The sequence below is a fragment of the Dickeya undicola genome (genome assembly GCF_000784735.1).
GTDB lineage: Bacteria > Pseudomonadota > Gammaproteobacteria > Enterobacterales > Enterobacteriaceae > Dickeya > Dickeya undicola.
Map to the genome: position 1 here is coordinate 23,473 of NZ_JSYG01000010.1, position 23,913 is coordinate 47,385.

The 23,913-nt window shown below is 55.2% G+C and carries 22 protein-coding genes; 6 read left to right on the forward strand and 16 right to left on the reverse strand.

All coding sequences use genetic code 11. From position 1 onward, the window contains the following. The first annotated feature begins 121 nt into the window (after window positions 1–121). Window positions 122–1,054: a LysR family transcriptional regulator gene (locus tag OB87_RS05810; RefSeq protein ID WP_033568497.1), complete on the forward strand. Its 933-nt coding sequence runs from the start codon at window positions 122–124 to the stop codon at window positions 1,052–1,054. A gap of 245 nt (window positions 1,055–1,299) precedes the next feature. Next, entirely contained in the window at window positions 1,300–2,316 is a 1,017-nt protein-coding gene (locus tag OB87_RS05815; protein ID WP_033568498.1) for a 1-aminocyclopropane-1-carboxylate deaminase, read from the forward strand. Between the two features lie 60 nt (window positions 2,317–2,376). Here the strand turns inward: OB87_RS05815 and OB87_RS05820 are convergent, their stop codons facing one another. The 3 genes from OB87_RS05820 to OB87_RS05830 form a co-directional block, all read right to left on the reverse strand. Next, window positions 2,377–2,880, reverse strand: coding sequence for an Lrp/AsnC family transcriptional regulator (locus tag OB87_RS05820; protein ID WP_033568499.1), 504 nt, complete (start codon window positions 2,878–2,880; stop codon window positions 2,377–2,379). 172 nt (window positions 2,881–3,052) lie between these two features. Beyond that, on the reverse strand, window positions 3,053–3,583 hold the full coding sequence (locus tag OB87_RS05825) for a chorismate mutase (protein WP_033568567.1): 531 nt from the start codon (window positions 3,581–3,583) through the stop codon (window positions 3,053–3,055). 389 nt (window positions 3,584–3,972) lie between these two features. Further along, window positions 3,973–5,205, reverse strand: a complete 1,233-nt coding sequence (locus OB87_RS05830) for an MFS transporter (protein ID WP_033568500.1) — start codon at window positions 5,203–5,205, stop codon at window positions 3,973–3,975. Between the two features lie 382 nt (window positions 5,206–5,587). Here OB87_RS05830 and OB87_RS05835 point away from each other — a divergent pair, with 382 nt between their 5' ends. Both OB87_RS05835 and OB87_RS05840 read left to right on the forward strand, forming a co-directional pair. After that, on the forward strand, window positions 5,588–6,298 hold the full coding sequence (locus OB87_RS05835; RefSeq protein ID WP_033568501.1) for an HD domain-containing protein: 711 nt from the start codon (window positions 5,588–5,590) through the stop codon (window positions 6,296–6,298). Between the two features lie 217 nt (window positions 6,299–6,515). Beyond that, a complete protein-coding gene (locus OB87_RS05840; protein ID WP_033568502.1) occupies window positions 6,516–7,322 on the forward strand; it encodes an IclR family transcriptional regulator in 807 nt (268 codons plus the stop codon). Between the two features lie 109 nt (window positions 7,323–7,431). Here the strand turns inward: OB87_RS05840 and OB87_RS05845 are convergent, their stop codons facing one another. The 5 genes from OB87_RS05845 to rhaB all read right to left on the reverse strand — a co-directional run bounded on the left by OB87_RS05845 (window position 7,432) and on the right by rhaB (window position 13,435). After that, complete coding sequence (locus OB87_RS05845; RefSeq protein WP_033568503.1) at window positions 7,432–9,021, reverse strand: methyl-accepting chemotaxis protein; 1,590 nt, start codon at window positions 9,019–9,021, stop codon at window positions 7,432–7,434. Window positions 9,022–9,376: 355 nt separating this feature from the next. Then, on the reverse strand, window positions 9,377–9,691 hold the full coding sequence (gene rhaM, locus OB87_RS05850; RefSeq protein ID WP_033568504.1) for an L-rhamnose mutarotase: 315 nt from the start codon (window positions 9,689–9,691) through the stop codon (window positions 9,377–9,379). A 181-nt stretch (window positions 9,692–9,872) separates the two neighbouring features. Next, entirely contained in the window at window positions 9,873–10,700 is an 828-nt protein-coding gene (gene rhaD, locus OB87_RS05855; protein ID WP_033568505.1) for a rhamnulose-1-phosphate aldolase, read from the reverse strand. Between the two features lie 9 nt (window positions 10,701–10,709). After that, the gene (locus OB87_RS05860) at window positions 10,710–11,966 is read right to left on the reverse strand and encodes an L-rhamnose isomerase (RefSeq protein WP_033568506.1); all 1,257 of its coding nucleotides are present in this window, start codon (window positions 11,964–11,966) and stop codon (window positions 10,710–10,712) included. Then, the gene (rhaB, locus tag OB87_RS05865; RefSeq protein WP_033568507.1) at window positions 11,963–13,435 is read right to left on the reverse strand and encodes a rhamnulokinase; all 1,473 of its coding nucleotides are present in this window, start codon (window positions 13,433–13,435) and stop codon (window positions 11,963–11,965) included. Before rhaB ends, OB87_RS05860 begins: the two co-directional genes overlap by 4 nt. A 313-nt stretch (window positions 13,436–13,748) precedes the next feature. Here rhaB and rhaS point away from each other — a divergent pair, with 313 nt between their 5' ends. Further along, the gene (rhaS, locus tag OB87_RS05870) at window positions 13,749–14,585 is read left to right on the forward strand and encodes an HTH-type transcriptional activator RhaS (RefSeq protein ID WP_033568508.1); all 837 of its coding nucleotides are present in this window, start codon (window positions 13,749–13,751) and stop codon (window positions 14,583–14,585) included. Between the two features lie 37 nt (window positions 14,586–14,622). Further along, window positions 14,623–15,477, forward strand: coding sequence for an HTH-type transcriptional activator RhaR (rhaR, locus tag OB87_RS05875; protein WP_033568509.1), 855 nt, complete (start codon window positions 14,623–14,625; stop codon window positions 15,475–15,477). 651 nt (window positions 15,478–16,128) lie between these two features. Here the strand turns inward: rhaR and OB87_RS20995 are convergent. The 8 genes from OB87_RS20995 to OB87_RS05915 all read right to left on the reverse strand — a co-directional run bounded on the left by OB87_RS20995 (window position 16,129) and on the right by OB87_RS05915 (window position 23,543). After that, the gene (locus OB87_RS20995) at window positions 16,129–16,287 is read right to left on the reverse strand and encodes a hypothetical protein (RefSeq protein ID WP_235425245.1); all 159 of its coding nucleotides are present in this window, start codon (window positions 16,285–16,287) and stop codon (window positions 16,129–16,131) included. An 85-nt stretch (window positions 16,288–16,372) separates the two neighbouring features. Beyond that, window positions 16,373–16,891 carry a DUF2778 domain-containing protein gene (locus tag OB87_RS19730; RefSeq protein ID WP_072025437.1) on the reverse strand — a complete coding sequence of 173 codons (519 nt, stop codon included), beginning with the start codon at window positions 16,889–16,891 and terminating at the stop codon, window positions 16,373–16,375. 64 nt (window positions 16,892–16,955) lie between these two features. Then, on the reverse strand, window positions 16,956–17,435 hold the full coding sequence (locus tag OB87_RS05890) for an Hcp family type VI secretion system effector (RefSeq protein ID WP_033568512.1): 480 nt from the start codon (window positions 17,433–17,435) through the stop codon (window positions 16,956–16,958). Between the two features lie 208 nt (window positions 17,436–17,643). Continuing rightward, a complete protein-coding gene (locus OB87_RS05895; RefSeq protein ID WP_033568513.1) occupies window positions 17,644–19,344 on the reverse strand; it encodes a dipeptide ABC transporter ATP-binding protein in 1,701 nt (566 codons plus the stop codon). Then, window positions 19,341–20,222 (reverse strand): ABC transporter permease, encoded by an 882-nt coding sequence (locus OB87_RS05900; RefSeq protein ID WP_033568514.1) that lies wholly within the window; start codon window positions 20,220–20,222, stop codon window positions 19,341–19,343. The genes OB87_RS05895 and OB87_RS05900 overlap by 4 nt, the downstream gene beginning before the upstream one ends. After that, complete coding sequence (locus OB87_RS05905; RefSeq protein ID WP_033568515.1) at window positions 20,212–21,177, reverse strand: ABC transporter permease; 966 nt, start codon at window positions 21,175–21,177, stop codon at window positions 20,212–20,214. The genes OB87_RS05900 and OB87_RS05905 overlap by 11 nt, the downstream gene beginning before the upstream one ends. Beyond that, window positions 21,155–22,795, reverse strand: a complete 1,641-nt coding sequence (locus OB87_RS05910; RefSeq protein WP_050515643.1) for an ABC transporter substrate-binding protein — start codon at window positions 22,793–22,795, stop codon at window positions 21,155–21,157. Before OB87_RS05910 ends, OB87_RS05905 begins: the two co-directional genes overlap by 23 nt. Window positions 22,796–23,000: 205 nt before the next feature. After that, window positions 23,001–23,543, reverse strand: a complete 543-nt coding sequence (locus tag OB87_RS05915) for a YagU family protein (protein ID WP_033568516.1) — start codon at window positions 23,541–23,543, stop codon at window positions 23,001–23,003. Between the last annotated feature and the right edge of the window lie 370 nt (window positions 23,544–23,913).

Sequence of the window (23,913 nt, forward strand, 5' to 3'; positions counted from 1 at the left end):
ATAATTTGGTTTATTCCGCACGAAATTACGCACTGTACTTTTATAAGCCCACCCTAATACCCCAATAAGCCGCTACCGACCACAGAGAATAATCCACGCCCATCGTATGGGGAGGGTAACCATGCACAATAGCGAAATTCGTTACTTTATGGCGGTGGTGAATACCGGCTCCATCAGCGCCGCCAGTCAGCAGCTGTTTGTGGCGGTGTCTGCCATCAGCCGACAGATCCAGCGGCTGGAAACCCGGCTGGGTATGCCGCTGTTTGAGCGCACGACTCGTGGCATGGTATTGAACGACGCCGGGCACATTCTGGCGAATCATGTGCGGCGTAGTATGGCCGACATGGAACTGGCGATGGCGGAAATCGAAGGCATGAAGTCGGCGCGCCAGACGACCCTGCGGGTGGTGTGCACCGACGGTCTGGCGCTCAACCTGTTGCCGTCCCTGATGTCGCGCTTTCGCGAGCAGCACCCGCACGTTAATTTTTACCTGACGGTCGGCAGCGCCCGGCAGGTGCCGGAGCTGCTGCGTAACGGCGAATGCGATGTCGCCATCAAGTTCAGCCTGGCACCAGAGCATGGCGTGGAGGTGTTGGCGTCGTTTCCGGCACCGGTACTGGTGTTTATGGCGGCGGATCACCCGCTAGCCAGCCGCGATTTCCAACTGGCGGATCTCAACGCCTGGCCGGTGGTGCTGCCGGATCAGTCCGCCACTATTCGGCAACTGTTTGACCTCTCCTGCCGGATGAACAACGTGTTTATCGAACCGGTGTTCACCTGTAATCACTTTTCGTCGTTGTATGAGTATGTGCGCAACACGCCTACGGCGGTCAGCGTGTGTAGTCATTTCTCCATCTTGTGTAGCGCCCAGCGCGACGGCCTGACGATGAAGACCGTCAATCTGGATCAACTGAGCCAGCGCACGCTGCAACTGCAAACCGAAATGGGTAAACCGCGTAGCGCCATTCTCAACAGCTTTTTTACCTTCCTGAAGCAGGCGTTGCAGCAATATGACCTGCAATGTCGGCAGGCTTTCGGGCTGCCGCTGCGGTGAGCGTGACCGGTTTTACTGCATTGAATTGTGATTTAATTTTATTTCTATTTTTAGTGTTTATTTTTATTTTTGATTTTTTAAACATAAAAAATGGTTAATTTTATAAAAAATTAATGGATAAAAACGCAATTTAAATCAAGTTGGTTTTGTGTAGTATCAGGGGTAAGCGATGACGCGGTTTTCCTGCCGGAAAGCGCATCATCTGATGCCTGATTGACCTACGTTAGCTACCCCGGAGCCTGACTATGAACCTGGAAAAATTTCCGCGTTACCCCTTAACCTTCGGACCGTCACCGATTACCCCGATGAAACGCCTGAGTGAATACCTGGGCGGTGATGTGGAGATCTACGCCAAGCGTGAAGACTGCAACAGCGGCCTGGCGTTCGGCGGCAACAAGACCCGCAAGCTGGAGTACCTGATTCCGGAAGCGCTGGCGCAGGGCTGTGACACGCTGGTGTCGATTGGCGGCGTGCAGTCGAACCAGACCCGTCAGGTGGCTGCCGTCGCTGCGCATCTGGGCATGAAATGTATTCTGGTGCAGGAAAACTGGGTGAATTACGCCGACGCGGTGTACGACCGGGTGGGTAATATCGAGCTGTCGCGCATTATGGGTGCCGACGTGCGTCTCGATCCGGCCGGTTTCGACATCGGCATCCGCGAAAGCTGGAAACAGGCGATGGACGAAGCGGCGCAGAATGGCGGTAAACCGTTCCCGATCCCGGCTGGTTGCTCCGAGCACCCTTACGGCGGTCTGGGCTTTGTTGGCTTCGCGGAAGAAGTGCGCCAGCAGGAAAAAGCGTTGGGCTTCAAATTTGACTACATTGTGGTGTGCTCGGTTACTGGCAGTACCCAGGCAGGCATGGTGGTTGGGTTTGCTGCCGACGGCCGTGCCCGTAACGTGATCGGCATTGATGCTTCCGCCAAGCCGGAAAAAACCAAGGCGCAGATCCTGCGCATCGCGCAGAACACCGCCAATCTGGTAGAGCTGGGCCGCGAGATCACCGAAGAAGACGTGGTGCTGGATACCCGCTACGGCGGCCCGGAATACGGTTTGCCGAACGACGGCACGCTGGAAGCCATTCGCCTGTGCGCGCGTCTGGAAGGGGTGCTGACCGACCCAGTGTACGAAGGCAAATCGATGCACGGTATGATCGACATGGTACGTAACGGCGAATTCCCGAAAGGCTCTAAAGTACTCTACGCCCACCTCGGCGGTGCACCGGCGCTGAACGCTTACAGCTATATTTTCCGCAATGGGTGATTGTCGTTGCGACGTACAACGCCGGGAATATCCCGGCGTTGTTGTCTTGTATGCTCGCCTTTAAAACACCAACTGTGTTGTCGACAGCACTTCCCGCAGGCCGATAAAAGAACGGATCTGGCGCACACCCGGCAGGAACAGTAACTGCTCGGCGTGCAGTTTGTTGAAGCTCTGGTTGTCTTTGGTGCGGATCATCAGGATGTAGTCGAATTCGCCGGTGACCACGTGGCACTCCATGCAGCCGCTGATTTTCTGCACTGCTGCTTCAAAGTCTTCAAAGCTTTTTGGGGTAGAGCGGTCAAGCACTACGCCGATTAACACCACCATGCCGACATTCAGCGCCTGTGGGTTCAGCAGGGCGACATAACCTTTGATCAACCCGATCTGTTTTAATCGTTCCACCCGGCGCAGGCAGGCTGGCGCACTGAGCTTGACCTTTTCTGCCAGCGCCACGTTGGAGATGGACGCGTCGGACTGGAGATAACGCAGAATGGCGAGATCAAAACGATCCAGATTGAGGCTTTTTTCGTCCGGGCTATCGGCGGCGGCAGTTTTGGTTTTCATGGCGGTTTAATCTCCACGGGAAGTCGCATTGACGCAGCAAAATTGCGCATGAGATGAGTATGACGCAATTTCCTTCAACATAGTACGGATTATTCCAGAATGGCGTACCGGATGGTGGAATAAGAGGGGGAACGGAAAGCGGCGCGTCGGGCTGGCGCGCCGTCGGAGAAGGCTATTTCTGTAATTTGGCTTGTTTCAGCGTGGTGTATAACCGCGCCTTGTCGTGCTCGCTGAGGTTCTTCTGAGTCACGGCGTGCATAAATGCAGCGTGATTCAACTGGCTCAGGCTGCCACCCTGCTTGTGCAGGGTATCGGCGAGTTGCTGTAGCAGCACACCGTTCAGTTTGGCGATTTGGGTACGTACTTCGTCCAGCGAGCGTGGCTGCCAGTCTTTCTCCGGTACGGCCAACCAGTCGGCGCGATAGCGATACTGGATAGCCTTGGCGGCATCCATCTGCGCCTGAATAAACGGCGTAACCGAGTCGGCATCCAGCCCGTACTGTGTTGCCTGTTGTCGGCTGGCTTTCAGTACATTGTCTTCTTGTTGCAGATCCTCAATCGCCAGATGATGAGCGGCTTTATAGCCTGCCACATCCTTCATGTAGCCGAGACGTTGGTTAACCAGTGAGGCCAGATCGGCACTTTCTGCTGCCAGCGCACTGGTACTGATCAGGCAAGCGACCAGACACATTGTCCGTAACATATAGTCTCCAGATGGTTGAAAGTAAGAAGGCAAAACCGCCATATCGGCCTTACCGTCGCCACGGCCGCCAGCGGCGAACACGGCAATCATCGCATCATCATCTTAAGTGCATCGCATCGTGTTGTGATCAATAGGGTGATGGTGGATTCGTAACCAGACGTACATGATTTTTGCATTCTGTGCGGTGATTACTGAAAGTGATTGTATGAATTCGTGTTATTCCCCGATGCCGCTACCCTGATTCTGCGCGTGCTACCGCTGTTTATTTCGCTTGTAGCGTTGGCACAGGAAAGGGAAACGGCCGTGGATGCCGCTTCATTTCTATAATATTTTCATACCGTTAGACATATATTGATACGTTCCACCTGCGGACAAGGTGGAACGTGGCATCATCCCGAGTGGTCGGGACGGGGTGAGGGTAGCGATGTGTCCGCCAGTTTGCGCCGCAGACCGATCAGCAACCCGATACCGGCCAGTAGCGAGAGCACGATAGCGATATGCATGAACCAGGTTAGCGGCCAGTTGTAGTGTTCGGACAGAAACAGGAACACGCCCATGAGCGGCAACACCGACTGGTTCAGCATCAGAATCAGCGAGGAAACGCTAGCCAGCCGCTCGTAGGGAATCAGCGTCAGGCGCAGGGTGCGCATGATATTGCCCGTGAAGACTTTCCCGACGATACCCAGCGCGTAGAACGTGAGAAACGGCCCCAGGCGATCGAGCGTGGTGGTCAGCAGCAACGAGGTGACGACAATCAGGCTGAGCCCGGCCACCAGCAGCGCCTCCCGGCTCAGGCGATTGAGCAGCGCACCGTAGACGAGAGTGGATAAAAATCCTGCCGCACCGGCACAGATATCAATGAAACCGAAATATTTCACTGATAACCCCATCTGATTTTCAATTAATGCCGCGCCACCGGACTCTACCAACCCATCGAACATGTTATTTCCGATCGCCAGTACGATCATCAAAATAATAAATGGGTTTCTGATTATCATCAGTAACGGGAATAATTTTTTAGGCACCGGGGGAGGTATGTCGATTTTATTTTCCGACGACAGATCTGGGGTGAAAGAAAACAAGCGTGAAGTGAGGAAATAATAAGCGTTGCAGACGTAGAATGTCGCGGCGATATACAACAGTGTCAGAAAACCATATTCATACAACAGTATGCCAATCAACGGACCCAGCACCATGCCGAGCAAATCCAGCCGGGTCAACAGGTTGGCGTCTCGATCAATGTGGCGACTACGGGCGGCAATCAGCTTTTCCACGGCGGTGAGCGTCTGGGCATTGCCGATGGAAACACACGCACCCAGCAAACCGGCGGCGATAGCCAGCGTCAGCGGTTGTTCGGCAAAATTCAGCACCAGGCAGAGCAGCAGGCAACCAAAGGCTTTGGTGGCGTCGGAGGCGATAGACACCGGGCGCACACCAACGCGATCAATCAACGCACCCAGCGCCGGGATCAGTACAAGGCGCGGCAGCCACCATAGCGTATAAGACAAACCGGAGTAGGTCAGGCTTTGGGTTTCGGCATAGACCAGCACTGGGATTAGGAACACCATTAAACCATCGGCGATAAACACCAATGCAAGAAAAAACAGCAAAACCGGACTCATGGGATAAATACCCCTGACAGTGTAACCCTCCATTACTGCAAGTTGCGGGACTTGGTTTTCTCGCCACCCCGGCGTCAGTGCCGTCCTGCTACTCGAATTATTTAGGGTATATCAGGTCATGTTTTGTAAATTAAAAAAATGACGTAAGCGGAAATGAAAAAAATAAACGCCACGGCACCGTATAAGTCTTCCAATATAATAATGTGTTGTCGGGAAAGTAAATGTTTATTTATTGACAAAACGGGGAATAAACATTTTTTGTTTAAATAATTTTACCGCTTATTATCAATTTTGAAAAATGCGCTGCCTGCATAGTCATGTTGCTGTCATTACTTTTTGGCTATTCTGTGATGACGTAAATGGGTTGATGCAGGAGAACGGCATGGAATTACTTGGTTTTGAGCAGGAGCTTAGTCAGTACGTCGCCCGGCATCTGGCGGACTCCGTGGATAGCGCGCATGATCACCATCATTTGGTGCGGGTGGCAAACAGCGCCCGGCACATTCAGCAGACCGAAGGGGGTGATCTGCGGGTGATTATCGCCGCGGCTTATTTGCATGACATTGTACTGGTTCCGAAGAATCATCCGGATCGCAGCCGGGCTTCGCGCATGGCGGCGGAAGAAGCGGTGCGTATTCTGTCGCGGGATTTCCCCGATTTTCCCCCTGAGCTATATCCCGCCCTGTTTCATGCGGTTGAAGCGCACAGCTTCAGCGCTGGCATTACGGCAAAAACGCTGGAAGCCCAAATCGTGCAGGATGCCGACCGGCTGGATTCGCTTGGCGCGCTGGGGCTGGCGCGGGTGTTTTATGTGGCAGGCATGATGGGGCGGCCATTGTTTGATCCACAGGATCTGTTCGCCTGTGATCGCGAGTTGGACGATCGCCTCTATACGCTGGATCACTTCCGCGTCAAACTGATGCGCTTGCCAGAAACTATGAATACGGCGGAAGGCAAACGCATCGCCGAAGCCAATGCATCCTGGCTGGTGGATTTTCTGTCCAAGCTGGCCGGGGAAGTCAAGGGCACGCCAACGCTGCCGGATCCGCAGGTTCGTGCGCAATTTAGCACCTGGCATCCCTGGCTGAGCTGAAACACCCTGGCTATTCCGCACTGCCGTACCGGCTATTGCTGATACGGCGCTTATCTCATACCGGCAACACGATGCATCTCAGGTTACCGAGGATTTCCGGCATCGCCCGCATCCCCTATTTTTCTGATGACATGAAGCAGAGCGGATTGGGATCACGTCATGTGGTGACGAATCGTGCTATCGATAGACGCTAATGTTTAGCCAGAGGGAACGATGCATGGAAACGATGTCGCGCGGTCATGACAAACCCGCGGGGAACCAAAGCCTGCTGCGGGGATTTCTGCTGCTTGAAATTTTAAGCAATTATCCGAACGGATGCCCACTGGCGCATTTGGCGGGGTTGGCCCAGCTCAACAAGAGCACCGTGCATCGGCTATTGCAGGGATTGCAGGCGTGTGGCTACGTCACCCCGGCCCCTGCTGCGGGCAGCTATCGTTTAACCACCAGGTTCATTACTGTTGGGCTGACATCGCTGGCACCGCCGGAAGTCATCCAACTGATTGCACCACCGCTACAGGCGCTGAATACTGCAACCGGCGAAACCGTCAATTTTTCCCGACGCGATGGCGACTACTGCATTCTGCTCCACAAGCTGGAGCCGACCACCGGCATGTTGCGCACCCGCGCTTACCTCGGGCAGCAGATGACCTTATTCAGCTCGGCAATGGGGAAGCTGTTTCTGGCGGACGATACCAAAGACGCGCTCTTCTCCTACTGGGGCCGCCATCAACCTTGTATCCGCAAGTTGACCCCGTATACCATCATCGATCCGGGTCACATGCAGCGTGAGCTGGAGGACGTGCGCCAGCGCAAGGTGGCTTTTGATCGGGAAGAACACGAAGTCGGGGTGTCCTGCATGGCTGCACCGGTATTTGATGCGCACCAGCGTGTGAAATACGCCATTTCGTTATCGCTTTCTTCGGCCAAGCTGCGCCAAATCGATGAGGAAACGCTGCTGACGCCGTTGCGCCAGACCGCTGATGCGCTCTCTCAGGCGCTGAAAACCCTGCCTGAAGATATATAAGAAGACATCTCAGAAGGCATAAATAGACGCGAATCCGTACCGCAAGACGAGAGGAGCAGAGTGCGAGTTGGCAAACCGGGCCGTCGACGCGACGACCCGGCGAGGTGAATCAGTACAGGCGCAGCGTAGACGGCTGTGTTTCCAGATGGAAGAAGCGGACAGAGTCGCGTAACTGCTCGCCTTGTTCCGTCATGGACTGGGCGGCGGTGGCGGCCTGCTCGACCAGCGCGGCGTTTTGCTGGGTCACACGGTCCATTTGGTCAATGGCGATGCCGATTTCCTTGATCCCCTGATGCTGTTCGTTGGACGCCATCGAGATTTCTGCGACGATCTCGGTAACTTTGTTGATCGAGTTGACGATCTCTTCCATGGCGTGGCTGGCGGTATCAGCATGACGGGAACCGTCGGTGATTTTCTCCACCGTACCTTCGATCAGCGTTTTGATCTCTTTAGCGGCGTTCGCGCTCTTTTGTGCCAGGTTACGCACTTCCCCGGCGACGACGGCGAACCCTTTGCCTTGTTCACCGGCACGCGCTGCTTCCACCGCGGCGTTAAGCGCCAGGATGTTGGTCTGGAAGGCAATGCCTTCAATGACCGAAATAATATCGACAATCTTCTGTGAACTGCCGGAGATTTCATGCATCCGTTTGAACATGTCATCTACGACATCGCCGCCGTGTGCCGCAGTTTGCGAGGTCTGGCGCGCCAGTTCGCTGGCCTGATGGGCGTTGTCGGCGTTGCGTTTCACGGTTTCGGTGATCTGCTGCATGTTGGAGGAGGTTTGCACCAGCGACGCCGCCTGTTCCTCGGTACGCTGCGACAGGTCACTGTTGCCCTGAGCGATTTCACTGGCCGCCAGCGAGATAGATTCGCTGCCGTTCACAATGTTATGAATGATGTCAGCCAGCTTTTCATTCATATTTTTTATTGTTGCCAGCAGGCTCTGGGTGTCACCCGCCCGCAGGTTGATTGTGGTATTGAGATTCCCGGCGGCGATCTGGTTCATGATTGATACCGCGTAAGTCGGTTCACCGCCAAGCTGACGAGACAGGTTACGGGCGATCAGCGTGGCGATAATGCCGGTGGCGATCAGCGCCAGCAGTAACAAGCCGGACAGAATATAAAGCGCGGTGCGATAACCGGCGGCAGCCTCAACCGCGGCCTGATCGCCGCTGGCAGTCTCCATATCCACCAGCGTTGCCAGGTCCTTCATCAACTGGGTGCGATATTTCGCCGACACCGCGCCGCTGATTTTGCTGGCGTCATCCAGCTTCTCACTGTTGACCGCATCAATCACCTTGGTGTTGACGTCCACGAAATTCTTGAAATTATCCGTTACCTGGCCGAATAGCGTCTGTTTGTCCTGCGTGTCATTTTTCACCAGTTTGGCGTAATTGGCCTGGGCGTTCAGAAATATGTCCTGATTCTGCAACAGTTCCTTGCGATGGCCTTCTCGTTCGGCGGGCGTTTTGGAGGAGATGTACTGTATCTGCTGCAGCCGCAACTCAGACAGCACACCACGCATTTCCAGCGTATAACGCACGCCCGGCAGGCGGCTGTCACGGTAGGCACTGATGCGGTCATTGTTGGCGCTGAGCTGGTAGATGGATACCGCACCAATCAACAGCATCATCACGATCAGCACGGAAAAACCGAACAGCAACTTGGAAAAGACGGTTAATTGCGAGAATTTTTTCATAGTTTTTTCTTGGCAAGGGAAAGTATCTTTAATAACGGCAGGGTAATTCAAAAATTTATTCTCTTCATAGGGCGGAGTCGTCATTTTGGCGAATTGTTTTTTATTTTTTAATGCTGATTTTGTGATGCCGAATGATGATTTTTGGGGCTTTTTGTGAATATGCCCAAAATAAGGCAAGTGCAGGTGCTGCGCGTCACGCTGTGCAAGGCGCAGGTGTTGTTGTCCTGCGCCTCAACTTATTGGGGGAAAAGTATTGGGGGAAAGGGATGTTTTCTATTTGTAAGACAACTTCATACAAAATAATTAATCGTATGATTTGGTGCTATTAATTTAGCGGCTGTCGTGCTGGCGCGAACTACTCCAGATAAAAAACCGCCTTGAGCTCGGCGCTAACCGGGCTATTATTCGGGTTGGCGGGCATCACCTCTTTCATGTATTTCCACCAACGCTGGCAGGCATCGGTTTGCGAGACAGCGTTCCAGCGCTCTTCCGATTCGATTTCCACATACGCGAACAACAGGTTGCGTTCCGGGTCGAGGAAGATGCTGTAGTGGTGCGCGCCGTGTGCTTTCAGCTCCGCTTCCAGTTCCGGCCAGATGGGGTTGTGGCGACGCTGGTATTCCTCGTGGCAATCCGGGAAGACCTGCATCACAAATGCTTTTTTCAACATAGTCGTCATCCTGTAGACAGTGACCCGCATTCAGCGGGAAACATCCTTGTGAGCCATGCCAACAGTGCACGACGTCAGGGTTCTGCCTGTTTTTCACCATTACCGGTGAACCCCGACGACGTTTCTGCCCGCATGGTATCCTGATGGTGATATTTATCCGGCATAGCGCTACTTAGCAGCTTTACCCAATACGTAAGGCGGACGCCATCGGCGTGACCCCAAACCGCTCGCCGAGCGCGATCAATTCTTCAGTCGAGATCGTCTGCTTCTTCCCGCCCATCGCGCGCACCTTGACCATCACTTCTGCCGATTTTTCGGCGGTATCGATCAGACCGAAGGCGTCATCTAGCGACGGGCCGGTGCCGAAGATGCCGTGAAACGGCCACAGCACCAGCGAATGATGTTGCATCTGTTCGGCGGTGGCGCTGCCGATGGCGTCGGTGCCTGGCACCATCCACGGCACAATGCCAACGCCGTCCGGGAATACCACCAGACATTCGGTACTGCCTTCCCACAGCTCGCGGGTAAACGCTGCGCTGTTCAGTTCCAGCACATAACTCAGGGCGATCAGGTTGGTGGCGTGGCAGTGCATGATGACCCGATCCCGCCCGCCGCTGACGTTCATGCGCACGATGTGCGACTGAAAATGCGCCGCCAGCTCCGAGGTTGGCAGGCCACCGTGACTCAACCCCCAGAAGATCCGGTAGCCACCGCCATCGCTGTCCACCTGTAACAGCACCAGATTGTCGGCTGGGTCCAGCTGAACATTACGAAAGAATTTGCCGGAGCCGGTGACGATAAACCAGCAGCCTGCCAGTTCCGGCATCGGCTGGGATAGCACTTCGTGCCGTGGCTGTGGAGAGAAGTCGCTTTCGAATGGCGTCACGTCGTCCTCGGTCAGGCGCAGGCTGATGTTGCCGCCGTTGCGTTCATCCCAGCCTTTGAGCCACATGTCGCCGGTGGCCTTGATCATTCCCTGTACAAACCAGGAGGTGAGTAGTGATTGCATGGCAAATCCTTAACGTTGACAGAGAACGGTGTTTTCATAGTGACGCACGGACTGCAACCAGTCGCTGCCGGGCGTGACGTCATGCTGCTGGCAGTAGTGCTCCCACACCGCCTGCCAGGGTAGCGATTTCTGCTCTTCCAGCAGCGCCAGCCGGGCGGTGTAGTCGCCGTTTTGCTCCAGCGTGCGCAGGGTTTCGGTGGGTTCCAGCAGCGCGCGCAGCAGCGCTTTTTTCATGTTGCGGGTGCCGATAACCCAGGCGGCGATACGGTTGATGGAAGCATCAAAGAAATCCAGCCCGATGTGCACCCGATCAAACAGCTTATGCCGCACGATTTCATGGGCGATGGCCTGGGTTTCGTCGTCCAGCAGCACCACGTGGTCGCTGTCCCAGCGCACCGGGCGGCTGACGTGCAGCAACAGGCGCGGTACGAATAGGCTGGCGCTGGAGATTTTGTCGGAAATCACTTCGGTGGGGTGGAAGTGACCAGCGTCCAGACACAGCGCGGTCTGGCGGCTGGTGGCGTAGCCCAGATAAAACTCGCTGGAGCCTACGGTAAAACTTTCCGCCCCCAGTCCGAACAGTTTGCTCTCCACCGCGTCGATGTGGTGCGCCGGGTCCAGTTTTTCGGCGATCACCTCGTCTAACGACGCCAGCAGCCGCTGACGGAACGCCAGCCGGTCGATGGTCAGGTCTTTCATGCCGTCCGGAACCCAGATGTTCATCACCGACGCGGTGCCTAATTCCTGGCCGAACCAGGCGGAAATACGGCGGCTGGCCTGACAGTGCTCAATCCAGAAACGGCGCACGTTTTCATCCGGGTGCGACAGGGTGAAACCGTCACTGCTCAGCGGGTGCGAAAAACAGGTGGGGTTGAAGTCCAGCCCCAGTTGATGCTCTTTAGCCCAGGCGACCCAGTGGCTGAAGTGGTGCGGTTCGATGGCGTTGCGCGCCACCGGCGTATCCGACTCCAGATAGATGGCGTGCAGATTCAACCGCTTCGGGCCGGGGATTTGGCGGAACGCCTGCTCCAGATCGGCGCGCAGTTCGGTGGCGTTGCGTGCTTTGCCGGGATAGTTGCCGGTAGCCTGAATTCCACCGGTCAGCGCGCCGCTGTCGTGCTCGAAGCCAGCCACGTCGTCACCCTGCCAGCAGTGGATGGAAACGGGAATCTGATCCAACTGGCGCAACGCGGCATCCACATCAATATTCAGTCGGGCGTAACGTTCTCTGGCCAGCCGCCAGGCGGTTTCTATCGCGGTATTCATACGGTAAGCTCCTCGTTAACCTGGCTCAGCGCCTGAAAACGGCGCCAGTGACCAGCAAAATCACAGTCCTGTCGGGGGGTAAACGGTTGCAGCGGAATGTTGTCGGTGAGCAGACGGCGAAAGGCATCCAGATCCGCCACGTCGCCCTGCGCCATCAACTGACAGCCGATGTTGCCAAGGGTCGAGGCTTCAGCCGGACCGGCGAGCACCGGCACCTGACAGACATCGGCGCACAGTTGGTTCAGCAGGCGATTACGGCTGCCACCGCCCACCACATGCAGATGACGCAGCGGCGCACCGCGCAGCTCACCCAGTGTCAGTAACCCCTGACGATAAGACAGCGCCAGGCTGTCCAGAATGCAGCGCACCAGCGCGGCGGTATTGGCAGGCCGCGGCTGGCCGTGTTCGCGGCAGAGTTCATACAGCGCGTCGCTCATCGACGGCGGATTAATCAGCCGCTGGTCGTTCGGATTGATCAGGCTGACGAAGCCTGGCTGCGCGGCTGCGGCGTCGAGTAACGCTGGCAGGTCGGTCACCTGTTGTTCCTGACACACCCGCTGCAACAGCCAAAGCCCCATAATATTTTTCAGCACCCGGTAACGGCCGCCGACGCCGCCTTCATTGGTAATGTTGGCGGCCAGCGCGGCCGGGCCGGTTAACGGTTCACGGCTTTCAATACCGATCAGCGACCAGGTGCCGGAGCTGAGGTAGGCGCTGTCTGCGTCGGTCAACGGGGTGGCGACCACCGCGCTGGCGGTGTCGTGGGTAGCGACCGTCACAACCGGTATGGCACGGCCGCTGGGGGCTACCCAGTCGCCTACCCGGTGACCCGGCTGGCGTGGCGTGGTGAGCCAGTTGGGCGGCACGCCCAGATAATCCAGCAGGCAGCGGTCCCAGTCGCCGCTTTCCAGGTTCAGCAACTGTGTGGTGCTGGCGTTGGTGTATTCGCAGGCCATCTGCCCGGTCAGCCGGTAGTGGAAGTAGTCCGGGATCATCAACAGGTGCGCCACCTGCCCCCAGACGTCCGGATCCTGCTGGCGCAGCGCCCGCAATTGATAGAGGGCATTGAACGGCAGAAACTGGATGCCGGTTTGCCGGTAGAGGCGCTCGCGGCCCAGTTCGGCGATGACTTGCGCCATCTGGCCGTCGGTGCGGTGGTCGCGATAGGCGTAAGACAGGCCCAGCCGGTTGCCTTGCTGGTCCAGCGGCACCATGTCCACACCCCAGCTATCGATACCGATGCTGACAGGGTGAATGCCACGCGCATCAACGGTTGCAAGCCCGTGGCGAATCTGGCGCTCCAGTTCGTCCAGATCCCACAGATGATGCCCCTGCCAGAACCGCAGCGGATTGTTGAAACGGTGAATCTCCGTCAACGTCAACCGCTGGGTTTCGACCTCCAGCGACGCCAACATCACCCGTCCGCTGGACGCGCCGAGATCGACCGCTACGTAATGCTTAACCGCCATGCCGTGCTCTCCGTTGTCGTTATGGTGTGTGATTGTGTTCGGCAGTGTAGGAGAGTTGGAGCGGTGGCACCTTTGGGTGAGTGCCATCTGAAAAATCGGGTTGGCAAAATGGCAAAGTTGACTGTGAATTGGTTCACAGTTTATGGCGATAGTCGGCTTGTGATCCTGCACACAGTTCAGTGATTTAACCGTCGGATCTTGAAAAAATGACCTCGCGACGGCGATGTCGCGGCGCTATTTTAAGGCGCGGGGGCCTGCCTTCTGACTACTATCCAGACATGTGGATGCGTCAGGATGAGGGGAGGAACGCGACATGACACAACTTCATGGCGAAGAGTTTTTTGCTTCACAAGCGACGACGGTGGCGGTGGAACCTCGTATGCCGCAATGCGCCTTTCCTGAGCATTATCACGACTTCTGGGAAATCGTGCTGGTAGAGCAGGGGGCCGGTGTGCACGTGTTCAACGACCAGCCTTTTGCGCTGTGCAGCGGGGCGGTGTTTTTCGTGCGCGACAACGATCGCCATCTGTTTGAACAGGTGGAGGAACTGCACCTGACCAATGTGCTGTATCGATCGCCACGCGGGTTTCGATTCCTGTCTGACATCGCGCCGTTTCTGCCGTATGGTGCCAATGGCGAATGGTTGGGGCAGTGGCAGGTGAACGCCGCCGCTCAGCAGCAGATCAAGCAGTTGATCCTGCAACTGGCAGCACTGGCGCATCATGACCAGCCGGAGGATATCGCCGCCAGCGAAAGCCTGTTCCTGCAAATTCTGGTGCTGTTGCAGCAAAAGCGTTTCCAGACGCAGGGCGACGGCAGCGCACAACAGGGCATTCAGGCGTTGCTGGGCTGGTTGCAGCACAATTTTTATGACGAGGTGGATTGGGAAACGTTGGCGGACCGCTTTTCGCTGTCGCTGCGTACGCTGCATCGGCAACTGAAGCAGCACACCGGCATGACGCCGCAGCGCTATTTGAATAGGTTGCGGCTGCTGGAAGCCCGGCGTCGGTTGCAGCACAGCGATGACTCCATCACCACCATCGCCCATGATTGCGGCTTCAGCGACAGCAATCATTTTTCCACGCAGTTTCGCAAAGCCTTTTCGCTGGCCCCCAAAACGTTGCGCCATCAGGCGCTGTGTGAGGACTGAGAGCCTATCCCAGTAGGCGTTATAGGGGCGACAGGCTGTGCCATCCCGCGGGTTGAAGTTACGAACGGAAGATTACTTTCTTACCGACAAGAATACGGTCACGGTGGCGGAGCGCAGCCCTCAGCCAGCGTTTCCGTTGCATCATCACGACTTCGACGAACTGGTGATCGTCTGGCGCGGCAATGGCCTGCACCTGTGGAATGACGTTCCCTACCGTATTACCTGCGGCGACCTGTTTTATGTCACCGCCCGCGACCGCCACAGCTACGAATCGGTGCATGATCTGGAGCTGGACAACATCCTTTATATCCGTGACCGTCTGACGCTGCCGACCGACTGGCAAAACCTGCTGCCAGGCGGCGAGGTGCCGCAGCAACAGCGCTACTGGCGGCTGGCGACCCAGAGTATGGATGCCTTGCGCGACAAAGTGGAAAGTCTGATGCAGGAGTGCATGAAATCGGACCCGCTGTCGTTACAACTCAGCGAAGTGTTGTTGTTGCAGATTGCGTTGCTGGCGCTGCGTTATCGCTATGCGCCGGACAGCACGCAACTGGCGGATGCTCAACAACTGGACTTGCTGATGAATTCGCTACGCGCCAGCATCGCCCGACCGTTCCGGCTGGAGGATTTCTGCCAGTTGCACGACATCAGTATGCGCAGCCTGCGCAGTCGCTTCAAACAGCAGACCGGCATGAGTGTTGCGCAGTATCTGCGCCAGTTGCGGCTGTGCCGGGCGATGGAGCTGCTGCGCCACAATCGCCAGACCATCAGCGAAGTGGCGGCCGAATGCGGCTTTGACGACAGCAACTATTTTTCCGTGGTGTTCCATCAGGCGTTCGGCGTCACGCCAAGCGGTTACCGGCAGCGTTTTCAGGTCGGCAGCAAAGTGTGAGGCGGCGGGGCGAGCGTTATTTCGATAACGGCCGACGTGTTGAGCGTGAGGTGTGATAATAACGCCAGAGTTTTATGATTGCTAAATAAACGAGAATGGTGACGATAAGATCGATGATTGACATCACTGTGATATAGAACAGCTCTGGGTCTTTCCAGCCAGCTTTTTCCGATAGTGTCACTAACAAATCAGTTTGCTTTCGAGTCAGTGGAACGGGGTAAGTATGAACATAACGAATAGACAGAAGGAATAAGGAAATAAATAATAGCACGCTGAAAATATGACGGATAAATAATCTTGACTTATTTTTCATGCTGATAATTTTCTTAAATAAGATAATCTTAATGAATCATTACCGAATATATAATTACTACTTTTTGTATGCTCGCCATATTTTCATTATGAGTATATAAGAAAATATTGTAGTTATCAGCTCAATAACCAGCATTGACGAGATATAAAGATCGTCTGGGTCACGAATACCTAATGCTGCAGATAGCTTAAAAAGTAGCGTAACTTGCTCTTTTGGCATAGGGATCGGGTAGGTATGAACATAACGTACCGATAAGAAAAATAAAATAATAAATAAAATCGACTTTAGTGCTTTGCGGATAAATGTGGTCATTAGTGATTATATTTTTATTTTTCTGGTTAACGTTTCATGGATTGATAGTATTTCCATGCTCGCATACCTAACCCGTACAACACCACGGTGATAACCATATTAATCAGCAGTACTGCTAGCAGGTAAAACCACTCCGGATCACGGAACCCCAGACTGTTAGCAACCGTGACGAGCCAGTCGGTCATGTTCCGCGTGAATGTTATCGGGTAGGGATGGATATACCGTAGTGATAGGTAATAAAGGGTGAAAAATAATAGAGTCTTAAACACTCTACGGGCAAGTGTTGCCATAAGTGACTACCTCAATTGTTCCGTAGGACTCCAAACCAGTATTACGAACAGGCTGCTTTCTTGTTCTTAACAACGCAGCTCGAATAGCAGAAAAGTCAGAGTAATGTCGTAACGTGATACATCCTTGAGAGATTCCCCTCCCTCCGACTGGATGCAACCGGAAGTTACCTCGTTCCACACCATTAATCCAAGTGTAATCATCAATTTTTTCATCATCTCTATATAGTGCAAACCACTCAGAATGATCTGATGGATTCCCTAATATAGAGTTTAACTTGTCCTTAGACCAGGTGATAACCTGTGAACGCATTCCTCCTGTGGGGCGGTCCACAATCCAATACCGACCAGCCGGAATAGGACCATTTTCTGGAATATCAGTACATCCACCGCGATTACGATAAACTTTGTTACCAGAAAACGCCATAAACGTGCCAACGCCCAACAGCGTCAGTGGTGAGTAGTCAGCATTATTGACGATGAACTTTCCTTGTAATGTCATAGAGTTCCTTTTTAGGAAGATCTGCCCATTGATGAGATACCAGATAACTTATCATTGCTGGCCGTTAACTCGCGGCGTCTTTCCAGAACAGGTATGAGTTAGTTCTGGCGACAACATGTTCCCATTCAATGGTATGGAATTTGAAGTGTACACTTTCGTGTGGTTGTTCACCGTTGTCTGTTAATGAATTCGGGTAAACATAACTGATATCGGTAATAATGGCACCGAGTAGTTTTATTTTGAAATACAGTTCGTTACCACCCGTGGTACTGGTTCGATAGAATGAAAATTCACAGGTTAGTGTCTCATTGTCATTGAGTGCCTGTGCAATTAACGGTGTGGATTTATCAATCGGCTTTTTTATCTGTATAGGCAGAAAGGATACATTATCGGCCCGGTTTAAATGACCGAAGAATTCATAAATAAAAATTTCATCTTCATGGCCAGACTGATATTTATTGCCTATTGATGAAAATGTGGAACATCCGGCAGAGATTAAACCTTGTTGCTTTCCATTTAGTGTTAGATAAATAATATTAGCCATGCGTATTCCATCGAGTGTATCAGAATTCCATTTTTTGCATTTATATCAGAAGATTGGTTTTAATATCAACAGATTTATTATTTCATGTTTGAAATTATTTATTATAAATTAATTAATTTTGTTCATTAATGGATGAGATGCACCATCATGCACTACATTTTCATTTTAATTGAAAACGTAACGTGCATGATGGTGCGCTGAAATAACGTCAGGCGTAAATATCGTTATTTTGTCGGTTAATCGCTACCGGGGCGACAGTGGAAAGTAATTGCCGGGTGTAGGGGTGTTGCGGTTGATTAAAAATCTGCTCCACGGTGCCGCGTTCCACCACGTCGCCGTCTTTCATCACCGCAATCCGGTGACTCATGTGTTGCACCACCCCCAGATCGTGGGAGATAAACACCATCGACAGTTGCAAACGTTGCTGCAACGCTACCAGCAGGTCCAGCACCTGCGCCTGGGTGGTGACATCCAGCGCCGATACTGGTTCGTCGCAAATCAGCACTTCCGGCTCCGCCGCCAGCGCCTGCGCGATGGAGATGCGCTGGCGCTGCCCGCCGGATAACGACTGTGGCCGTCTGGAAAGCAGCGTTGGCGACAGCCCCACCAGTTCCAGCAACGCAAGAATACGCTGTTGGCGGACTTGTGGGCTGAGATCGCGGCGTAGGCGCAACGGTTGCTGTAGGATCTGCTCAATGGTGAACTGCGGATCGAACGAACTGAGCGGATCCTGCGTGATGGTTTGAATACGGGCGCGTAACGGGCGGCGCTCTCGCTCAGCCAGCGCGCTCCACGGTTGGCCGGACAGGCGTACTTCACCGCTGTCCGGTTGCTGCAATGCCAGAATCACTTTCCCCAGCGTGGTCTTGCCGGAGCCGGATTCGCCGACAATGCCCAGCGTTTCCCCTCGCTCTACCGTCAGCGAAATGTTGTTCACCGCCGTCATTCGGCTGCCATCCGGGCGTTTGAACGAGACGGATACGCCGTCTACCTGCAACGCTAGCCCGCTCTTTTCACCTGACTCGCCGACGGAAGAGAGCAGGGTTGATGCCTGTGGGCTAAGCGGGTTTTCTCCCGCCAGCCAGTTGCCGCGAGTGGCGGCGGTCGGGATAGCGGCCAGCAGCCTGCGGGTGTAAGGATGTTGAGGCGCGGACAGCACCTGCCGCGCCGGGCCGCGCTCCACCAGCGTGCCTTTCTGCATCACCATCACCTGATCGGCGACCTGCGACACCACCGCCAGATCGTGGGTGATCAGCAGCACGCCGTACCCGGCCTGCGCCAGCGCGGTGAACAGTTTTAGCACCTGCTGCTGGACGGTGGCATCCAGCGCGGTGGTGGGTTCGTCGGCGATCAATAGTTTTGGCCCGGCCGCCAGCGCCGAGGCAATCAGCGCCCGCTGGCGCAGCCCGCCGGACAGCTCATGCGGGTACTGCGCCGCGCGGTTGGCCGGGTCGGGAATTCCGACCTGGGCCAGTAACTCGGCGACGCGTGCTGCCACATCGTTACGCGACGCCAGTTTATGGGTCAGCAGCGGTTCCGCTACCTCCTGCCCGATGCGCCGCAGCGGGTCGAGCGACACCAGCGCGTCTTGCAATATGAAACCGATCTCCCGGCCGCGCACCTGTTGCCACTGCCGATCGCTGAGTGTTTGCAGGTCACACCGGCTGCCGTCATGGCGCACCAGTTCGATGGCGTTGGCCTGAATCTGCGCCCGTTCACCCGCCAGCCCGACCAGTGTTCGAGCGGTGACCGATTTGCCAGAGCCGGATTCGCCCACCAGCGCCAGAATTTCCCCCGGATTGACCTGAAACGACAGGTCGCGCACCGATTCCACCGGCCCGTGCTGGCTGGGGAAGGTCACGTTTAATCCGTCAACGCGCAGCAACGGCTGCAAAGCAGACTGACTCATGCTGCCCCCTTAGCCAAAATGGCCTGCAAACGCCGCCCCAACAGGGTGATAACGATCACCGACAGCGCGACGACGCTGGCGGGAAACAGGCTAACCCAGGGGGCGATATCCAAAAAGTTGCGGCCGTCGGCCAACAACGCGCCCCATTCCGCCGTGGGTGGCACCACGCCAAGCCCGAGGAAGCTCAGCGCAGAGGCGGACAGCACCGCGTTACCGACGCCGATGGTCGCCAGAATCAGCAACGGCCGTAATGTGTTGGGAATGATATGACGCACCACGATATACAGCGGATGCTCGCCCAGCGCGACAGCGTGTTCCACGTAACCGGACAGTTTCACCTGCAACACCTGCGAACGCACCAGCCGCGCATAGCTGGCGACACCGGCCAGCCCTACCGCCAGCAGCGTGTTTTCCGGGCCGCGTCCCAGCACCGCGATGACCAGCAGCGCCAGCAGCATTTCCGGAAACGCCAGCATGATATCCAACAGCCGCACCAGTACACGACGTATCGGCAAGGGGGCCAGCGCCGACAAGGTGCCCAGCAGCACGCCGCCGAGGCAGGCGATTAACATCGCGCCGACGCCGATACTCAGCGACAACGACGTGCCATAGATGACGCGGGTGAACACGTCGCGCCCGAGCGGATCGGTGCCGAACCAGTGGTCCGCACTGGGCGGCTGGAGCACCGCTTCGATATCCATCTCATCCGGCAGACGATGGGTGAACAGCGCGGGGAAAAACACCGCCAGCAACAATAACAGTACGGCGGTGGCGGGAAGCAGGGTTGCGGGTGCCAGCCAGGGGCTGCGATAAGCCGTGCGATAAGGAGTATGCATCAGTGTCAGAGGCTCACGACGGGGTAACGGTTCACTGCTCATGGGCGCTGGCCTTTTTTCTCAAACGGGGGTCGATAATCAGATACAACGCATCCACCAGCAGGTTGATGACCACAAACAACAGGGCGGAGAGCATCACTAACCCCAGCACCAGCGGCATGTCACGGCTTTCGATGGCGTGCAAGGTAATCTGGCCGATGCCTGCACGACCAAACACGGTTTCGGTCAGCACCGAACCGCTCAGCACGCCTGCCAGCAGGGTGCCGGTGAGGGTGGACGCCGCCAGCGCGCCGTGGCGCAGGCCGTGCCGAACGCGCAGCCAGGTTTCGCTGACGCCGCGGGTACGCACCGTCAGCGCGAACGGCTGCGACAGCGCCTCTTCCAGCCCGTCGCGCAGCACCTGGCTCAGCAGAGCCGCCAGCGGCAGGCTCAGGGTGACGACCGGCAGCACCAGCGAGATCAACCCGTCGTTGCCCATCACCGGGAACCATTGCAGGTGGAAGCTGAAAACGCTGAGCAACACGATGCCGACCCAGTAGACCGGCGTGCTGAGCAGCGTCAGTTCCAGCCAGGACATCAGCGCCCGTAGCCGGGCATGGCGTCCGGCGGTCAGCAAGGCGTTGAGGATCGACAGCAGCAACGCCAGCACCAGCGCGCTGAGCGCCAGCTGGACGGTTTCCCGCATGGCGTCGCCAATCAACGCCACCACCGGCTGCCGGTACTGATAACTGATGCCGAAATCGCCTTGTAGCGCCTGTCCGCAGTAGCGCAGGTATTGCATCCACAGCGGCTGATCGAGCCCGAATTGCTTGATCAGCGCTGCCCGGAACGCCTCATCCACCACGTTATCGCCGCCGCTCAGGATCGCCACCGGATCGCCGGGGATCAGTTTGACGGCAATAAACGTCAGCGTGGCTGCGCCCCAGAGCACAGCCACGATGGTGAACAGTCGTTGTAAGGCCGTGACGGCCAGGTTACGGTTTAATCCAGACATCATAGAAGTTCGGTTTAGCGTTGGTGGCCCAGCTAATGCCCTGTACTTTCTTCGACAGGCCCAGTTGGTAGGCCGGGACGAACAGCGGCACGGCATAAGCCTGGTCGAGCAGTTCATGCTGGATCTGGCTGTAGAGCTGCTGACGTTCGGCGTCGCTGGCACCGATGGCTTTTCTCAGCTTGTCATCCAGCGAGTGGGTGCGGCTGAAGTTGTTGCCGTTGGGCGGAATATAGTTGGAATCAAACACGGTGCGCAGGATATCCGGCTCGGCACGCACAAAGTAGTTGGACGCGATGTCGTAGTCGTTATCGTTGGTACGGCTGATGAAGCCCCCGCTGTCCACCGGATTAAGTTGGACATCGATACCGGCCTGTTTCACCTGGAATTGCACCGCCTGGAACAGGGTGATTTCCGCTGCTTCCGACGAACCGGTGCTGTAGACGAAATGTACGGTCAGGCGTTTGCCGTCTTTGGTGCGGTAGCCTTCGCCGTCTTTGGTTTTCCAGCCTGCCTCATCCAGCAACTGGTTGGCTTTCTTCAGATCAAAGCCGCCCAGTGATGCGGCTGACTTGTCGTAATACAGCGTGGAAGGGCCAAGAATATTATCCGCGGCTTTCAGGGTGCCGAAGAACGCCACTTTCGTCGCTGACGCGGCATCCACCGCGTGCAGGAAGGCGCGGCGCACATTGACGTCCTGGAACGGGCCTTTGGAGGTGTTCAGGTACAGCACGCGGTTAACACCAGGGTTCTCACGGGCGATCAGTTCCAGACGACTGTCTCTTTTCAGCGCGGCGGCGTTGGCGGGTGGCACGGCGTCGATCGCCTGTACCTGACCGCTGCTCAACGCGCCAAGGCGCACTGAGGATTCCGGCAGGTATTTGAATTCGATTTTATCCAGATAGGCCGGACCGGTGTGGGCGGCATAGCCCGGTCCCCAGTGATAATCCGGGCGTTTTTTCAGGCGGCTGCCGCTGCCTTTCACGAAGGATTCCAGAATGAACGGACCGGAGCCGACGATGGTGTTGCTGGTGTTCGGGGTGTTTTTCAGGTACGTCGGCGACTGAATGCCCAAATACGGCAGGCTCAGCCCCTGCAGCAACGCGGCGAACGGGCTCTTATAGCTGATCACCAGCGTGTAGTCGTCCGGCGTGGTAATGCTGTCGATGGGGCCCAGCAGGGATTTGGCGTAGCTGGAGGTGGTTTTCGGGTCGAGAATACGGTCCAGATTGTATTTCACGGCGGCGGCGTCCAGTTTGGTGCCGTCGCTGAACGTCACGTCTTTACGCAAGTGGAAAGTATAACGGGTGTTGTTGTCGCTGATTTCCCAGCGTTCGGCCAGCCAGGGGGTAAACCGGTTATCTTCCGCCTGACCTACCAGCGAATCTACCACGTTGCGAGCCACCAGCGCGGCTACGGAATACGCGGTGATGGAGGGATCGATGACCGGGGTATCGCTACCCAGACCGATATTCAGCGTGCCACCTTGCACGGGTGTGATGGCGGCATCCGCCGAGTGGGCGAAAGGCGATGCCCCCACCGCCAGAGACAGCAACCCTGCGGTGAGTAAGGAAATCCGTGATGCTTTGCTTGCCGAAGCTCTTGCTGGAGAGTGTGTCGCCATTCCCTGAATCCTCAAAATTAGCATAGTAATAAGGAGTGTAGTCTTGATGACCTACTCTAGGGGGTTGCCATAGACGTGTAAAAGTATAAAAAATTATTTTTAATTCCTGAAATGATATAAAAGAACGCTATTTTTATAAGACTTTTTTGATAAGGCATCAGAATAAAGGCCATCCATGAAAAGATGGCCTGATAAGGCAGGAAACTCAGTGCACGTGCTGTGTTGTCAGCGTGTTGTCTTCTGACTGGTGGGTGATGCGGTTGCGCAGATCGCGCCGTGCCAGTTCGGCAACCCAGAAGCAGAACATGTGGCCGAAGATTTCTGAGAAGTGCTCAGCGAATGGCTGGTCCCACGGCGCAGGTACAGTACCGAACAGCGGCAGCAGTACGACATGGAAAACGGCCCACAGTACTAAACCGTAAAACGCCCCTTGCCAAAGCTTGATGCGTGGCCAGAATTCCGCTGCTACGCAGTAAAGCACAGTAAAGGTAATCGAGAAGCCGAAATGCATGATGAAGCTCATGATCGGCCGCGGATTGCCGTTGAACAGATAGGTCAGATGCGAGAGATCAAACGACATGCCAAGCTGTTGCAATAATTGCTGAGGCGGGTTGGTCAGATCCCTTTCCGGGGTACGTGGCGGAAAAGGAATTTCCCAGCCGAATTTGGCGATCGCGCAAATGATGCCGGCAATAATGCCAATCATCACCGCCAATATGATTTTTTCCTTAACGGTACGAGCTTGCATGGTATTTCTCCTTGGGGACAAAAAATAAAAAAAGAAAAGACGAACAGTGAATAATTCACTCTCCTTTAAATAGTTACGATCGTCTTTGCTGATAGCATACGCCTTTAAATCACGATGTTCGAGCATTCGTTATCAAGGCTATCTATCTGATGTGTTAATTATTTTTTCCAGCCATAATAGATGTTCTTTTAATGTGCAAAATATTAAAGGCTGTGGCTTCTTGTGATAAAAATGTATTGTGATTTATCTGAGGAATGGATAATTCCGTCAGTAAATATTAATACGTTATCGAATGTGGCGAAAATAATTGGTGGTGCTTATTTTACTGTTATGATGAAATCTGAATGTTGCGTAACGGCCTGGACATTAT